A 15710-nucleotide genomic window follows, 5' to 3' on the forward strand; every position below is an offset into this window, starting at 1 on the left:
GGCACAACTCTTTTATTTTCAGGTAAAAAAACATAAAAACAAACGTTAGCTCGTTGTACTTTGATTCTTATGTGCTAGATCAAGTAATTCTTGCGCATGTTTTAAGGTTAAATCGGTAATCTCTGTTCCTGCTAACATTCGCGCAACTTCTTTTATTCGCTCTTTTTCGTTTAGTTGGTTAACGGTTGTCTGCGTTCTTTCTTCAACGACTTCTTTTGCAATAAAATATTGGTAATCTGCTTGAGCAGCAACTTGTGGCAAATGCGTAATACATAACACTTGAGAATCACGAGCAATTTGTGCTATTTTTTCAGCAATTGCTTGAGCGACCCGCCCACTAACACCTGTGTCAACTTCATCAAAAACAATACTGGTTAACCCTTGGGCTTTTGAAAAAATAGTTTTTAAGGCCAGTAAAATCCGAGAAACTTCCCCACCTGAAGCAACTTTTACCAGTGGCTTTAACGCTTCGCCTAAGTTCGTACTTAAGTAAAATTCAACTTGATCGGCTCCGTCTTCATTTAACTGGTGATAATCTGTTACAAAACGAATTTCAAAATGAGCGTGTTCCATGTATAATTCAGCCAACTCTTGTGTAATTTCTGCTTCAAGTTTCTTGGCGATTTTTTTTCGTTCACAGTGAATTGCTTCTGCTAATTGTAACAACTCTGCTTTTTTTCTTTCCAATTCTTTTTCTAAAAATTCTAATTCATTTTCAGAATCGCCTACTTCTTCAAGCTCTTGTACAATTTGTTCATAATAAGTCAAAACTTGCGTGATACTTTCCCCATACTTTCGTTTTAACTGACGAATCAATTCCAAGCGCTGTTGAACTTCTTCTAGACGTTCCTCATCCATCTCCAAATAGTCTAATTGTCGTGAACTCTCTCTGGCAACATCTTGCAATAAATAATAGGCACTTTGAAGGTTCTCGCTAATTTGTTGATATTGTTCATCAAATTGTTCAATCCCCTGTACTTCACTCAAAGCGAGACTCACACCATCTGTTAAATTATCAGAATCAGACAATAAAAGTTCATAGACTTTATTAAAAGCATCAACAATTTTTTGGAAATTCATTAACTTTTCTCGTTCTTCTAATAAGGCTTCTTCTTCACCAATCGCGACATTTGCTTGGGCAATTTCTTCTTGTTGGAAACGCAACATATCCATTCTTTGCACAAATGATTGCTCATTTTGTTGAATTTTGTGCACGCGCTTTTCTAGTTGACGAAATTCACCATACACTTGGCGATAGTTTGCACGCGCTTTTTGAAAGGGCGTAAAGCCATAGTAGTCTAGGAGTGCCAAGTGCTTTTCTGGTTGCAAAAGCTCTTGATGTTCGTTTTGTCCTTGAATATCAACTAAATAGCTGCCGATTTTTCTCAAATTAGCAAGAGTTACAATCCGGTTATTTACTCGACAAATGTTTTTTCCTGAACGCGACATATCTCGTTGAATAATTAACAAGCGTTCCGAAGCATCAATGCCTATTTCTTGCACTAATTCTTGAAAAGAGTCTTGCTCAGGCCATTCAAATAGCCCTTCAATCACACATTTGTCGGCTCCATGACGAATATAATCACTTGAACCACGCCCGCCTGCCAAAAGACCAACCGCATCAATAATAATCGATTTCCCCGCACCGGTTTCACCAGTCAGCGCCGTCATTCCTTCATGGAAATCTAGTTTTAAGTAAGGGATAATGGCCAAATTTTTGATTGTTAATTCTAGTAACATCGCAAGTCTCTCCTATCTTTGGTAAGTTTGAAGTGTTTGGACCAACTCTTCGGCTTGCTCTTGTGTTCGGGTAATAATTAAAACCTTGTCATCATCATTTAAAATGGCAAATAAAGTCGTTTGGTAGTATTTATCCATTAAATTCGCCACAGCTGAAGCATTGCCAGGTAATGTTCGTAAAATAACATATTTCTCCATTTGTTCAGCAGAAACAAAGGCTGTTTTTAATAATTTTGTTAATTTTTCACCAATATCCTCTTTTGATTCATTCGGTAAACTATAGCGATACCCTCCTGTTGAGGAAGGGACTTTAATAAGCTTTAATTCTTTAATATCACGTGAAATCGTTGCTTGTGTCACTTTCACGCCTTTTTCTTGTAAATACGCGACAAATTCTTCTTGTTTTTGAATATCTTGATCATTTAGTAAACGCGTCAAAATCCGTTGCCGTTCTTTTTTATTCATCGTTCTCACTCCTCGTTAAAGTCTTATTTATCATAGCTCATTTCGCGCAATATGCAAAGATATTTAAAAGTTATTTTTATACATTTTCACTTTCGTTTCTCCTCAAATAACGAGACTTGCCAGCTATTTTCCCATTCATTTTGCGCTTGTTTTTAAACACGTCTAAACAATCATTTCCAATAACGGTTTTTGCATGCAAAAAAAACAGCCTCCTTTTTAAACGAGAGGCTGTTATCTTTTTCATTTCATTTATGCGTGAAAAGTTTCATGAGCGGCTTGGACCGTTTTTTGTGGATCAACGCTTGCATCAACTTGTCCAAATTCATTTGTCTTTTGCAAATGAATTAAAAACTCCATATTCCCTTCACCACCGGTAATCGGCGAGAAACTTAAATTTTTGACATTATATTGCTCGCGACAGGCAAAAGCCATAATTTCTTCAATAACTTTTTGATGAACTTTGGCCTCACGAACAATACCATTTTTTCCCACAAATTCGCGACCAGCTTCAAATTGCGGTTTAATCAAAGCCATCACTTCGCCTTCTTCAACTAAAATAGCGTGTAGTGGCGGTAACATTAATCTTAAGGAAATAAAAGATACATCAATCGTAGCCATCTCTGGCAAGCCTTGGGTAAAATCTTCTGGTTTACTATAGCGAAAATTCGTACGCTCCATCACGACAACCCGCTCGTCTTGTCGAATTTTCCAGGCAAGTTGGTTATAACCAACATCTAAGGCATAACTTAATTTTGCCCCATTTTGCAAAGCGACATCGGTAAAGCCTCCCGTTGAAGAACCAATGTCTAAAACCGTTTTATCGCGGAAATCTAAACCAAAAAGTTCAATGGCTTTTGCTAATTTTAATCCACCTCTAGAAACGTAAGGTAGTTTTTGCCCTTTTATTTCTAAAATCGTTTCGCCTGCAATTTTTTCTCCAGGCTTATCTAAACGTTCATGTTTGTCCGTGTAAACTAATCCGGCCATAATGCCACGTTTGGCTTTTTCTCTTGTTTCAAATAATCCTTGTTGAACGGCTAATACGTCCACGCGTTCTTTTTTCATGTTATACTCCCTTTGCTAAAGAAAAAAGTTGAATCACTTCTTCTAACAAATGAAAATCGAATTCATTTGTTTTTAATTGCTCTAATTGCTTTTTAGCAGCTGTTAATTCATTTTCTAAAGCCTGTTTTGCTCCGTCTAACCCCAATAAAGCGGGGTAAGTATTTTTTTCTAGCAAGTGATCTTTTTGCGTCTGTTTGCCTAGAGCCTCTGTGGTACTCACGATATCTAAAAGATCATCACGAATTTGAAAGGCTAGGCCTAAGTGTTGCGCAATTTCATCTAAGGTCGCGACAGTTTCTTCGGTTTGTTTTGCTAAAATTCCCCCTGCTTTAAAAGCAAAACGAATTAAATCACCTGTTTTATGCGCGTGAATTTGTTTTAACGCAACTAAATCTAATGTTTGTCCCTCACCTAAAATATCCGCTGCTTGACCAGCAATCATTCCTTTTGGTCCTGCTGCTTGCGCAAATTGTTGAATGAGTAAGATTTTTTGATCAAATGGTAATTGCGCTTGACTCAACAACTGAAAACTAAGCGTCAATAAGCCATCACCAGCTAATATAGCCATGCCTTCACCATAAACTTTATGATTGGTTGGCTTCCCTCGTCTCAAATCATCATCATCCATCGCAGGTAAATCATCATGAATCAAAGAATAAGTGTGCAACATTTCTAACGCCGCTGCCACTTGTATACAAGAAAAAGTCACTTCTTGATTAAACGATGCCACCGTTGCCAATAACAACAACGGTCGTACTCGCTTGCCGCCTGCTTCTACAGAATAAAGCATGCTGCTTGCTAAGTCTTTTTGTCCCGTTTGCTCACTAATAAAACGTAACATTTCTTTTTCTGTTTTTTCAAGGGCCCATTTTTGAAAAATAGCAAGTTGACTCATTACTTCTCACCATCAAACAAGACGACTTCGTCATTATCAGTCATCATCTGGGTTAATGTTTGTTCCGCTTTTTTTAAAGTATTTTCACATTGACCACTTAATTCAATGCCACGTTTAAAAATGGTTAAGGCTTCTTCTAAAGGCACTTCCCCTTTTTCCAAACGGTTGACAATTTCTTCAAGTTCTTGCAATGATTCTTCAAAAGTTGGATTACTCATGACTTTTTTCCTCCAGTGTCAGTATTTTCATTTGCGCTTGACCATCTTGATAACGAATCGTCACTTCTTCACCTAACGTTAATTGTTGAACCGATGAAACAACGGCACCTTTTTTATCAACGGTATAACTGTACCCTCGGCCCATAATATTTAACGGACTTAACAAATTCAAGGCTTGAATTTCTTTGTCAAACTGTTGCCATTTTCGTTGTAATACGTTGGCCATTTGCTGTTGTAAATTTTGGTGATTATAATTTAACCGCACTTGTGCTTCTCGTACTTTACTAAGCGGTATTTGCTGCTCTAGGCGATGACGAAGTTGACGGGTTTGTTTTTCTTTTTCATAGTACAAGGTTTGCATTTGTTGTTGCAAACGTTGCGTTAAGCGGTCCAAGCGCACCGATTGTCCTTCATAAAGTCGTTCAGGCTGTCTAAATAAATAAGAATTCATTAGACGTTGGTGTCGCTCTTTTTTATATTGAATTTGATAGTTCAACGCTTGCTTAAGCCGCTCTTTGCGCTCTTCTATCCGCAAAATTTCATCCACCAAAACGGGCACCGCAAGTTCTGCTGCAGCCGTTGGTGTCGCTGCACGAACATCAGCAACAAAATCCGCAATGGTCGTATCGGTCTCATGACCAACCGAAGAAATAATTGGCGTCTTAGCAGCAAAAATAGCACGGGCAACACTTTCTTCGTTAAACGGCCATAAATCTTCAATGGAACCACCACCACGACCAATAATTAACGTATCAAAATCACCCAACGCCTCGACACGTTTAATATTACGAACAATATCAGGAGCGGACTTCTCTCCTTGAACGACCGTTGGAAATAACACAATCTGAGCAATCGGATAACGTCTTTGAACCGTTGTAATAATATCTCGAATCACGGCACCACTTTGACTGGTGATAACTGCGATTTTTTTAGGGTATTTCACAATAGGTTTTTTCGGTGCTTGAAAAAGACCTTCTTGGGCTAATTTTTGTTTTAATTGCTCAAAAGCTAAATAACGCGCCCCCACCCCATCTGGTTCCATTTGTTCAATCGTAATCTGATACGTTCCATAAGCTTCATATAAAGAAACGCGCCCGACAACGAGTACCTTCATTCCTTCTTCTGGTGTAAATTTTAATTTATCGAAGTTTGTTTTAAACATGACTGCCGAAATCTTAGCATTTTCATCTTTCAAACTAAAATATTTATGTGCCGATCTTAAATTAAAATTTGAAATTTCTCCAGTTAAATACACTCGACCTAAATGAGGATCTGCATCAAATTTGTATTTCAAGTATTTGGTTAAAGCAGTGACCGATAAATACTTTTGTGTCATTTATTTTTTTCCTTCTTCTCTTTTCGCGGCTTCAACCGTTTGAGCAAGCAACATTGTTATCGTCATTGGTCCGACACCTTTTGGCACAGGAGTGATATAACTTGCTAGTGGTGCAACTTCATCAAAAGCCACGTCTCCGATTAATTTGCCATTTTCGTCACGGTTCATGCCCACATCAATCACAACGGCGCCTTCTTTTACAAAGTCTTTTGTCACAAAATGGCCTCGACCAATTGCTACGACTAAGATATCGGCGGCTTTAGCAACGGCTGGTAAATTTTTTGTTTGTGAATGGGTCATTGTCACCGTTGCATTTTCAGCCAATAATAAGTGCGCCATTGGCTTACCTACAATGTTACTACGGCCAATTACCACCGCATTTTTTCCAGCTAAATCAATTTTATACTCTTCGAACATTTTCATAATGCCATATGGTGTACAAGGAATCATTTCTGGCGAGCCAGCAAATAATTTCCCAAGGTTCATCGGGTGAAAACCATCGACATCTTTTTTAGGATCGATCGCTAAAAGGACTTTTTCTGCATCAATTTGTTTTGGTAATGGCAATTGAACTAAAATACCATGAAAAGCGGCATCTTGATTATATTTTTCAATTTCAGCTAACAATTCAGTTTCTGTAATTGTTTCTGGATAACGAGCAACCTTTGAATGTAGGCCCATTTTTTGAGCAGCCAATTCTTTATTTTTTACATAAGTTTGACTGGCTGGGTTTTCGCCAACTAATAAAACAACGAGTCCCGGCTGAGTGCCCTGTTCTTTCAAGGATTCAACTTCTATTTTAAGTGCACCTTGCATCTTATCCGCTAATTCTTTTCCGTTAATAATTGTTGTCATTTTCGCTAACCTCTTTTCATTTATTCGTTACCCGACCATTTTAGCACAAAACACCATCAAACATAAAGAAGCTAGCTTACTCGCTAGCTTCTATTTCATTATTTGCATTCGATAAGATGCCATTCACGAACTTTCTTGATTGATCATCACTAAATGTTTTGGTTAATTCAATCGCTTCATTTAACACAACTTTATTTGGAACATTATCAACATATAACATTTCAAACAAAGCTAAGCGTAAAATGGTCACATCCATTTTAGGTAAACGCATTAAAGTCCAACCTGGACGTAAATACTTTTGAATGATTGCATCAAGCTCTGTTTTGTGCTCGCAAACACCTGTGACAAGTAAATCTAAATAAGTTGGTACAAAATGTTCTTTTTCTTCATCAATCATCTCTTCGTATTCGAGTTCGATTGCATGCATAATTGCATCTTGCTTCGTTAATTCTTGGTTAAAATCCAAAGGAAACAAAGCTTGGATGGCCATTTGTCTAATTTCACGACGAGTTAACTCTTTATTCATGTTCAGCCTCTTCATTTTCAAATAATTCTTCAAAATCTAATTGCTCAGTTTTTTCTGGGACGAGCGATACAATATGCACGTTTACTTCGACTAATTCAATATCCGTCATAAACAAAACTTGTTGTTTAACCCGGCTTTGAATTTCCATCGCAACGCTTGGTACGGATACACCGTATTTTAGATTGACATATAAATCGACTTTAATCCCATTTTCTTCGTCCATTGTTAAAAAAACACCTTTGCCATGCACCGAGCGGCCAAGCAATTCTGTTACATTATTTGCAAAACTTGCTTGCATTCGGTAAACACCTTCAACTTTTGAAGCTGCAATGCCAATAATTACTTCAATGACTTCTGGGGCAATGACAATTTCACCTAATTCATGGTTTGTCTCTATTACGAAGTTGGTTTCATCTACCATCTTTCATTCCTCCATTTACTTGCGGTTTCATTAAATAAAAACTCGTTCAATGTTTTTATTATACATGATGTTTTACAATTATTATAGTCGAAACCGTTTTACGAAGCGAAAAACTATAAAATAATCAATTCTTTGGATGAATGCGTTAAAACTTCATTCCCACTAGACGTAATCAGTAAATCATCTTCAATTCTTACGCCACCAATTCCTGGTAAATAAATTCCTGGTTCATCCGTAATCACGTTACCTGGCACAAATATTTTTGGTGCTTTAAAAGAAACGTTCGGTCCTTCATGAATTTCTAAACCAATCCCATGACCTGTTGAATGCCCAAATGCTTCACCATAACCAAAAGAAGCAATGTAATCACGAGCAACCGCGTCTAATTCAATGCCAGACATACCTGGTTTAGCGGCTTCAATTACTTTTAATTGTGCGTCTAACACAATTTGATGAATTTCTTTAAGTTTTTCACCAGGATCACCAATTGCAAAAGTTCTCGTCATATCTGAAACATAGCCTTCATAATAACATCCAAAGTCTAGTGTAATCATATCGCCTTTTTCAATTACTTTTTGACTAGCTACTCCATGTGGCATCGCCGAACGAACGCCACTTGCGACAATTGTATCAAACGAAACACCTGTTGCTCCTAGAGAACGCATGTAAAAGTCTAATTGGTTGGCTACTTCAATTTCTGTCATTCCTGGTTTAATTTGATTCAAAATGTATGCAAATCCTTGGTCCGCAATTTGACAAGCTTTTTTTATTAAAACAAGTTCATTTTCATCTTTCACTTCACGTAAAGCTTCAATCATGCCGCTAATTGGTACAAGCGGTGTCTCTTCGATTAAGTCTTCTAACAAAGCATAATCGGCAAAACTAACAAAACTTTCTTCAAAAGCAAGCGATGCTAACTCTTCTTGTTGACAAATTTTAGCAACTTCTTCAAAAATTGGTCCAGTATTTTGAACAATCTCATAACCTTTTGCTTGGACAGCGGCTTGCTCGGTATAACGAAAATCAGTGACAAAAAATGCTTTGTCTAAAGTAATCACTGCTAAACCTGTTGTACCTGTAAAATTTGTTAAATAACGTAAATTATAAGGACTAGTGACCAAAAATCCTGCTACTCCTTCTTTTTTCATTGCTACTCTTAGTTTGTCTACACGCAACATACAATCGGCCTTCTTTCTTTTTCTTCTTCTCAAGTAATTATAACAAACTTCTTTGGAAAACAAAGAAAAACAAGCAAGTTTTTTTCTTGCTTGTTTTCCTTATTATAAAGTTTTTTTCCGAAAAGAAAACAGGCTTCTCTTTAAGACATCAAAGAAACTTAAAGAATGTACCATTCGGTTTGGGTCAACGTAAACTCGAATCGCCCGTAAAACTTTCTTTGGCTCCTTTGAAGAAAAGGTATACGTTCCATTTTTCTTCGTCTGAATGGCATAACGCGGAATCCATTTCCCTTTAAAGAAAACAGAAGCAAGAACGTAATCAACTTCCTCCCAAGGAATTTGAATAAATTTCCGGACATCGCGGTTATGATAGAACTCGAAGCCTTGATCGCCAATCATAATCTTTCCATAATCCGTTAACCCTAAAAATGAAGTCCCGTCAATTGTCAAATCCACTTTCGTATTTAGCGATTGAACCATCTTGCTTCCCCCTTTAATTTCTTATAATAAGCCTACAACATGACCCAAAATCCCTACTACAAATAAGCCTAAAATAATAATAATCGGTGAAACCTTTTTCTTCAATAACCACATACAAAGTAACGTGATTAATAAGCCAGCTAAACCAGGAATTAGTTGATCAAGGTTATCTTGGAGCGTTGTAATTTTTACATCAGATAAGGCTTTTCCTGAAGCTATTTCACCAAAAATTTGTTGCAATCCCTCACTTGAAAACGGAATTTTATCCCATTCAATATAGGCACCATCTGATAAAGTAACTTTTGAAACAATTGGGACAAAAGAAATATTTACCCATCGTTGAACAAGTGAGGCTAATACAAACATCCCTAAAATTGAGGCGCCTTTTGTCACATCTTGCAAGAGACCACCAGATAAATCATCAGTAATCGCAGATCCTGCTTTGTAGCCAAATTCTTGCGTGTACCACATAAAGCCCCAACGAATAATATTCCAAGCTAAAAAGAAAATAATTGGACCTAAAATATTCCCCGACATCGCAAGGGAAGCACCTAAAGCACCTAACATCGGACGAACCGTAAACCAAAAGACTGGATCACCAATCCCAGCTAGCGGACCCATCATCCCTACTTTAACCCCTTGAATTGCGACATCATCAACTGGCGCACCATTCGCACGTTCTTCTTCCAACGCTAAGGTCACACCAATAATCGGTGAAGCAATATAAGGATGGGTGTTAAAGAATTCTAAGTGGCGTTTTAAAGCCGCCGAACGCTCTTCTTTTGTTTGATACAACTTTTTAATTGCGGGAATCATCGAAAACGCGAATCCGCCATTTTGCATCCGTTCATAGTTCCATGATCCTTGAATAAAAGTGGAACGCCAAGCAACAGCTAAGCGGTCTTTCTTACTTAATTGAATTTTTTCTTCTGCCATTGTGATTTTTCCTCCTTTATCGTTTAATAATCATTTAAAATATCGCCAAGAGGGTCTCCAGAGCTGCTACCGCCACCGGAAGAAGAACCACCCATTTTTGATAAATTTAAGTAAATTAAAGCCAACGCGACACCAATCGCACCAATGGCAATTAAAGTCAATTCTGATAACGCTGCAACCACAAAACCTAAAACAAAGAACGGCCAAACTTCTTTCGTTGCCATCATATTAATAACAAGAGCATACCCAACCGCAACAACCATACCACCACCAATTGCCATCCCATCCGTTAACCAAGCTGGCATGGATTCTAAAGATTTTTGTACCACTTCTGCTGGGATAAATAAAAGGGCGCCTGCTGGGATTGCAATTCGAACCCCTTGCATACAAATCGCTACGACTTGTAAAACTTCAATTTTACGATAATTTCCCTCTTCTGCTGCTTTATCCATTAAATGCACAATCGGTACCGCTAAAGTTCGAACAACCATTGTTAAGAATAAACCAGCCACCGCCAAAGGAATCGCAATCGCAATCGCCGCTGGAATACCAGCTTTCCCTTGACCACCTAAAACTAAAATAATAGCTGCCGCAACCGACGCAAGTGCCGCATCCGGTGCAACTGCGGCTCCAATATTCGCCCAACCAAGAGCAATCATTTGTAAAGACCCGCCTAACATAATACCTATCTCTAAATTTCCAGTTACAAGACCGATTAAAGTACAAGCCACAAGCGGTTGATGGAATTGAAATTCATCTAAAATCCCTTCCATCCCGGCTAAAAAGGCAACAAATACAACTAAAACGATTTGAATTACATTTAAGTCCGACATAATAAACCTCCTCTGATTTTAAGCAAGCTCTCTTTTTGCTTTTTTAATTAGTTCATCCATGTTATCTTTTGAATCATTCGGTACTTTACGCACGTCAAAAACCACGCCTTGTGATTTTAATTTTTCAAATGCCGCCACGTCGTCATTGCCCATAGATAACACTTTATTAACAACTACTTTTCCTGTTGAGTGAGCCATTGAACCCACGTTGACTTCTTTAATATCAACGCCACCTTCAATTACGCGAACAACGTCTTGTGGATTTTCAAATAATAATAAGGCCTTTGTATCACCAAAACGTGGATCTTTTGCAATTTGAATCATTTTATCAACTGGAATGACGTTTGCTTTTACTCCTGGTGGGGCTGCTTGCTCAATTAGTTTTTTACGTAAATCATCTTTTGATACCGCGTCAGATACAACAATAATCCGACTTGGATTGGTCGCTTTTGTCCAAGCAGTAGCCACTTGTCCGTGTAACAAGCGAGAGTCAACCCGAGTTAAGACAAACTTAATTTTGCCATCGCCCAAAACCGTCCCCTCTGGAATCGCGCCTTGAACAGGACTTGGTGCCGCAGTAACTGACACTGCATCTGCTGGTTCCAATTCTTCTGGTTTCACTTTCACGCCTTCTTTGGCTGTACTAATAATTGCAGCGGCTACTTCATGAGCAGTATTCATTGAAAGTCTTGCCGCATAGGCTTCAATTAACATTGGTAAATTCATACCTGCTACAATCGCCCACGTATCTTTGTGTGCTTCAAACAAGTTGTTGGCTTGGTTAAAAGGCGTTCCTCCCCATAAATCAACTAAAAATAAGACTTGCGTTTGGTCTTCAAAAGTCGCAATCGCTTCTTCCATCTTTCGTCTGACATCATCTGGGCCTTCGCTTGGATTTAAAATACAGGCAGCCACATTTGCTTGTTCGCCAAAAATCATACTCCCTGATTGCATCAAACCGTTTGCAAATTCTCCATGACTTGCTAGGATAATTCCTACCATCGTTTTACCTCCTCTTTTTTCATTCTTACTTGAATGATTTTTCTAATAATTCATTCAAATAAATTTTCCGATCATTTGGAACTTTTCGCACTTCAAGTTCCACCCCGTGCTCTGCCAAAAATCGAAATGCAGCAACGTCTTCTTCATCAACTGATATAAAATTCGTAACCATTTTTTTACCAACTTGAAACCGCATGCCGCCGATATTGACGCTTTTAATCGCGATTCCTTGTTGAATAAGTGCGACCACTTCTTGTGGCTGCGTGAATAAGAGCATAATCTTTTGATCTTGAAATAATTGACTTTGATAAACTGAAACAAATTTTTCGACCGTTACGACATTCGCTTTCACTCCTGGCGGGGCAGCTTCTTGCAATAAAAACTTACGTAGAGGGTCCTTGGCAACTTCTTCACTAATGACAATAATTCGAGCAACATTAGTAGCTTTTGTCCAAGCCGTCGCAACTTGTCCGTGAATCAAACGATCGTCAATCCGCGCCAATTGAAGATTTAATTTCTCACCCCTACACATAAATACTCCTCCTCTCATGTCTATACAAGCAAAAAGTATGCCAAGTATTTCGATACACTATTAAGCTTTTCTCAATCTTTTGAACCAAAAATAAAATACACTAGCAGAATACAGTTCTTCTAGTGTATTTCATGTGTATTTTCTTGTTGTTCTAGCATCATTAATAAATAATAACGTTCAATCATCGAAATCGTTAAATGGAATGTTTCTTCTAAAACGAGTAAATGCCGATCGAGCTTTTCTTTTTGCGGATGTTTTTTTACAAAATCTACTTGCTCCAAGGAACCTTCTAAAGACTGATTCAAGATATTTCTTTCAATCACACCACTTAAGTGCAAGACAAAATTCATATGAAAGGCAGGCGTCGTCTTTCCATGACACCACTCTTCCAGCAAATCACTGCTTATTTGCCACAACGGTTCAAACGCTTTGGCAGGGTTTAAAAACATCACCGTTTTCTCCATTTCCGTCTGGCAAATGTTTTTGAAATCTTCAAACTCAAGCTCACTTTCGTTTTCAGTAATTTCGCCTAACATAATTTGCTCTAATAAACAATCTAAATCCGAATGAAGCAATCTTTCTAGCGAGATGTGCGGCGCTTGGATTTTTGGATCTACAATACCTGTTGTCGCCAAAAAGTTGTATTTTTTTTGCAACAGCGGTAGTTTTTTTTCAATTTCAACAACCGATTCTGCAACCACAACAAGATGATTAAAATTCTTTTTATGCAATGTCGCTTCAATCATTTCTTTAATTCTTTGCGCTGTCCCTTGACCGGAAGCACAAATTGCTAAAATCGCTTGCGGTTTCTCTGATCCTGTTTTTTCTTCTTCTACTTGAAAAGCATGGTATCCTTGAAATTCTTTTAAAGAATCAACTAAATCAGTCAATGTCGTCCCGAGGGTTTCCGCTTTCCTTGTTCCTTCAAGTACAATCGGTGTTGTTACCATATCAAGGGTCTCAACATAAATGCCGGTTTCTTGATACAACCTTTCGCCAAAACTTGTTAAAGAGCCCATATCAACTAATAATAAGACCCCGTAACCTTGATCTGATTGACAAACAGCTTCCTTGATTTTTTCATAAGCCGTTTTCGGCGACATCTCTAGTGGCATATCTACGGCTAATGGGTGGTCAGTCCCTAGCAATTGGCGAGCAACTTCGGCCATACTTGAAGCCGTACTTTTTCCATGAGCCGCCACCACTAGCCCAACGCGACCTTTCACTAAATTACGACTGAGCGAAATTAAAAGTGCCGCTAAATAATAGATTTCTTCTTCAGGCACTGTAATTGAAAAATAACTCGAAATTTGTTTTTTCATCGATGTAGCCAACTCAAACTCAAGCGGATAGTCCGCTACCATTCGGCGAATATTAGGATTGAGATGCCGTTCTTCATTGATTGCATGTTTTTTCAAAAAAGAACTTATATGTAAGCTCATCGCATATAAAAAATTACGGGCCATCCCTTCAGATAAGTGTTCTTTAATTTGTTCATAAATCATGCGTGTCAATTCAACAACCTTTGGGTCAACAAATTCACTTAATTTACTCTCTGCTGAGAATGAAAAACCGTGATTTTTATAAAAAGATTGCAAATGAATATGAATATCGCGTGTAATAAAGTCATTAATTTCCTTTTGACTAACTCCTTCTTCTTTTAATAATGTCGCCTTGTCGCCAATTATTTCATATAAATTATATGGGAGCTCATAGCTATCGGAATAACGAACTGAAAATTCTTCACCTGGATCAACGACTAAGCCAGACGATAAATAATGCGAAAATTCAAGTGCTTCTTCCCGATTGTTTGAAAAAGATGGCAAGCCATTTTGAATACCATCTGGTAAATCTGCTAGCGTTAAATCGATTTGACTTTGATTTAAATGATTTAAAAATCCGCGAGCACAAGCTAATTGGACACTTGATTTTAATTGACCAATATTTCCAAAACCGACACTACCAATTAACGCCTTCACCACTTCTTCTGTTAAAGAAATCCGACGATTAATTCGAGTCGCTTCTTGGGCAATCATCAATTGAATAAAATCGATTTTCTCTTCCGTCGTTCGTTGTTCAAAAGCAGGCAACTGAATATGAATAGGAATCCGACGCAAAAAAGTATCAAGTAAAACTGAATTCGTATTTTCAGTTGTCGCTCCAACAATTCGAACGTTTGCTTGTCGATTTTTTCCTAGTTCTCCTAAACGGCCATAAGTTCCATAGTCCATTAAATAAAAAATCATCTCTTGCCCTTCTGGTGGCAGGCGATGAATTTCATCTAAAAACAAAATGCTATGATCTGCCTCATCAATCAAACCTTTTCTTTCACTATCTGCTCCAGTAAAAGCACCTTGCACATAACCAAATAAATGACTCATCAATAACTCTGGACTATTCGCGTAATCCGCGCAATTAAAAACAATTAATTTTTTATCAAGTCCAATAATTTGTCTTTCTTGTGCGTACTGAAACATACTATGCGCAAAATGTGTTTTCCCCGAACCAGTTGGCCCTGTGATCAAGCAATCTAACCCTTTAGGCGGATACAAAACAGCCGCTTTGGCTTGTTCAACAGCATTTTTTAAACTACTTTGATTCCCAATTAATTGTGAAAAAACATCTGATTTCGCGATTGGTACATCGCTTTGTTTAGATGGTAGCTGAGGACTGGCAGAATGTTGATGCAAAACTTCTGCTTCAACGGAAGAAGGAGTATTTTGTAATTGATACCGTACGGGGCGTCCGACTAATTTAATCATCAGCCCTTTTCGAACAAATTCGTTTAAGTCTTTACTTACATTGGAACGTTGTAAAGAAAGTTCTTCCGCAATTTCTTGCGTTGTAAACAATTGGTTTTCACTATTCAAACGAATTTGTTCGAGTATAAAGTCATATATTGATTGTTGGCGTTTAGTCATCCCCACTTTGCTCCCCCCCTTTTCTTTAAGTATAACGATATTTTAATTTTTTTCCAATAATAGCATTAATTTAAGCAGAAGAAAAAAATAACTAGCCTAAGCCTCGTCCAAAATCAGAAACGCTCCCAGTAATTTTGGTAACACTAAGTTTCTCATAAAAATAGCCATAAAATAAATAGCAACACACAAAGCAACCATAAAAATTTCTGACTCCCTGATACATCCAGGATGAAAAAAGCAAAGACAATTGAAAAGTGAATTAATTCTATTATTTTTTAGATTAACGTATTCAATAATTTATCTTAAA

The 15710-nt window shown here is 37.7% G+C and carries 16 protein-coding genes; all 16 read right to left on the reverse strand.

The annotated features are described in order from the left end of the window. Positions 1–45: 45 nt before the first annotated feature. Positions 46–1740: a DNA repair protein RecN gene (gene recN / locus JOD14_RS01620; protein ID WP_204652946.1), complete on the reverse strand. Its 1695-nt coding sequence runs from the start codon at positions 1738–1740 to the stop codon at positions 46–48. A gap of 12 nt (positions 1741–1752) precedes the next feature. Then, complete coding sequence (locus JOD14_RS01625) at positions 1753–2205, reverse strand: arginine repressor (protein WP_204652947.1); 453 nt, start codon at positions 2203–2205, stop codon at positions 1753–1755. A gap of 249 nt (positions 2206–2454) precedes the next feature. Further along, positions 2455–3270 (reverse strand): TlyA family RNA methyltransferase, encoded by an 816-nt coding sequence (locus tag JOD14_RS01630; RefSeq protein ID WP_204652948.1) that lies wholly within the window; start codon positions 3268–3270, stop codon positions 2455–2457. Position 3271: 1 nt separating this feature from the next. Further along, positions 3272–4165, reverse strand: coding sequence for a polyprenyl synthetase family protein (locus JOD14_RS01635; RefSeq protein ID WP_204652949.1), 894 nt, complete (start codon positions 4163–4165; stop codon positions 3272–3274). After that, positions 4165–4383, reverse strand: a complete 219-nt coding sequence (locus tag JOD14_RS01640) for an exodeoxyribonuclease VII small subunit (RefSeq protein ID WP_204652950.1) — start codon at positions 4381–4383, stop codon at positions 4165–4167. Before JOD14_RS01640 ends, JOD14_RS01635 begins: the two co-directional genes overlap by 1 nt. After that, positions 4376–5719 (reverse strand): exodeoxyribonuclease VII large subunit, encoded by a 1344-nt coding sequence (gene xseA, locus JOD14_RS01645; protein WP_204652951.1) that lies wholly within the window; start codon positions 5717–5719, stop codon positions 4376–4378. Before xseA ends, JOD14_RS01640 begins: the two co-directional genes overlap by 8 nt. Further along, positions 5720–6574 carry a bifunctional methylenetetrahydrofolate dehydrogenase/methenyltetrahydrofolate cyclohydrolase gene (locus tag JOD14_RS01650; RefSeq protein WP_204652952.1) on the reverse strand — a complete coding sequence of 285 codons (855 nt, stop codon included), beginning with the start codon at positions 6572–6574 and terminating at the stop codon, positions 5720–5722. A 76-nt stretch (positions 6575–6650) separates the two neighbouring features. After that, positions 6651–7100, reverse strand: coding sequence for a transcription antitermination factor NusB (nusB, locus tag JOD14_RS01655; protein ID WP_204652953.1), 450 nt, complete (start codon positions 7098–7100; stop codon positions 6651–6653). Then, on the reverse strand, positions 7093–7521 hold the full coding sequence (locus tag JOD14_RS01660; protein ID WP_204652954.1) for an Asp23/Gls24 family envelope stress response protein: 429 nt from the start codon (positions 7519–7521) through the stop codon (positions 7093–7095). Before JOD14_RS01660 ends, nusB begins: the two co-directional genes overlap by 8 nt. A 113-nt stretch (positions 7522–7634) precedes the next feature. After that, complete coding sequence (locus JOD14_RS01665; RefSeq protein WP_204652955.1) at positions 7635–8699, reverse strand: M24 family metallopeptidase; 1065 nt, start codon at positions 8697–8699, stop codon at positions 7635–7637. Positions 8700–8801: 102 nt separating this feature from the next. Then, a complete protein-coding gene (locus JOD14_RS01670; protein ID WP_204652956.1) occupies positions 8802–9179 on the reverse strand; it encodes a DUF956 family protein in 378 nt (125 codons plus the stop codon). A gap of 21 nt (positions 9180–9200) precedes the next feature. Further along, positions 9201–10115: a PTS system mannose/fructose/sorbose family transporter subunit IID gene (locus JOD14_RS01675; protein ID WP_204652957.1), complete on the reverse strand. Its 915-nt coding sequence runs from the start codon at positions 10113–10115 to the stop codon at positions 9201–9203. A 23-nt stretch (positions 10116–10138) separates the two neighbouring features. Then, a complete protein-coding gene (locus JOD14_RS01680; RefSeq protein WP_204652958.1) occupies positions 10139–10948 on the reverse strand; it encodes a PTS mannose/fructose/sorbose transporter subunit IIC in 810 nt (269 codons plus the stop codon). An 18-nt stretch (positions 10949–10966) separates the two neighbouring features. Beyond that, positions 10967–11950 carry a PTS sugar transporter subunit IIB gene (locus JOD14_RS01685; protein WP_204652959.1) on the reverse strand — a complete coding sequence of 328 codons (984 nt, stop codon included), beginning with the start codon at positions 11948–11950 and terminating at the stop codon, positions 10967–10969. 25 nt (positions 11951–11975) lie between these two features. After that, a complete protein-coding gene (locus JOD14_RS01690) occupies positions 11976–12482 on the reverse strand; it encodes a mannose/fructose/sorbose PTS transporter subunit IIB (RefSeq protein WP_204652960.1) in 507 nt (168 codons plus the stop codon). Positions 12483–12601: 119 nt separating this feature from the next. Next, positions 12602–15403, reverse strand: coding sequence for a sigma-54-dependent transcriptional regulator (locus JOD14_RS01695; protein WP_204652987.1), 2802 nt, complete (start codon positions 15401–15403; stop codon positions 12602–12604). Positions 15404–15710: the final 307 nt, after the last annotated feature.

This window comes from Enterococcus lemanii, from assembly GCF_016909125.1.
Classification (GTDB): Bacteria; Bacillota; Bacilli; order Lactobacillales; family Enterococcaceae; genus Enterococcus_I; species Enterococcus_I lemanii.

Bases quoted from the DNA above. Each gene is read 5' to 3' on its own strand.
- JOD14_RS01670 (WP_204652956.1), bottom strand. From the start codon at position 9,179: ATGGTTCAATCGCTAAATACGAAAGTGGATTTGACAATTGACGGGACT.
- JOD14_RS01680 (WP_204652958.1), bottom strand. From the start codon at position 10,948: ATGTCGGACTTAAATGTAATTCAAATCGTTTTAGTTGTATTTGTTGCC.
- JOD14_RS01640 (WP_204652950.1), bottom strand. From the start codon at position 4,383: ATGAGTAATCCAACTTTTGAAGAATCATTGCAAGAACTTGAAGAAATT.
- JOD14_RS01695 (WP_204652987.1), bottom strand. From the start codon at position 15,403: ATGACTAAACGCCAACAATCAATATATGACTTTATACTCGAACAAATT.
- recN (WP_204652946.1), bottom strand. From the start codon at position 1,740: ATGTTACTAGAATTAACAATCAAAAATTTGGCCATTATCCCTTACTTA.
- JOD14_RS01675 (WP_204652957.1), bottom strand. From the start codon at position 10,115: ATGGCAGAAGAAAAAATTCAATTAAGTAAGAAAGACCGCTTAGCTGTT.
- nusB (WP_204652953.1), bottom strand. From the start codon at position 7,100: ATGAATAAAGAGTTAACTCGTCGTGAAATTAGACAAATGGCCATCCAA.
- JOD14_RS01690 (WP_204652960.1), bottom strand. From the start codon at position 12,482: ATGTGTAGGGGTGAGAAATTAAATCTTCAATTGGCGCGGATTGACGAT.
- JOD14_RS01685 (WP_204652959.1), bottom strand. From the start codon at position 11,950: ATGGTAGGAATTATCCTAGCAAGTCATGGAGAATTTGCAAACGGTTTG.
- JOD14_RS01625 (WP_204652947.1), bottom strand. From the start codon at position 2,205: ATGAATAAAAAAGAACGGCAACGGATTTTGACGCGTTTACTAAATGAT.
- JOD14_RS01665 (WP_204652955.1), bottom strand. From the start codon at position 8,699: ATGTTGCGTGTAGACAAACTAAGAGTAGCAATGAAAAAAGAAGGAGTA.
- JOD14_RS01630 (WP_204652948.1), bottom strand. From the start codon at position 3,270: ATGAAAAAAGAACGCGTGGACGTATTAGCCGTTCAACAAGGATTATTT.
- JOD14_RS01650 (WP_204652952.1), bottom strand. From the start codon at position 6,574: ATGACAACAATTATTAACGGAAAAGAATTAGCGGATAAGATGCAAGGT.
- JOD14_RS01635 (WP_204652949.1), bottom strand. From the start codon at position 4,165: ATGAGTCAACTTGCTATTTTTCAAAAATGGGCCCTTGAAAAAACAGAA.
- JOD14_RS01660 (WP_204652954.1), bottom strand. From the start codon at position 7,521: ATGGTAGATGAAACCAACTTCGTAATAGAGACAAACCATGAATTAGGT.
- xseA (WP_204652951.1), bottom strand. From the start codon at position 5,719: ATGACACAAAAGTATTTATCGGTCACTGCTTTAACCAAATACTTGAAA.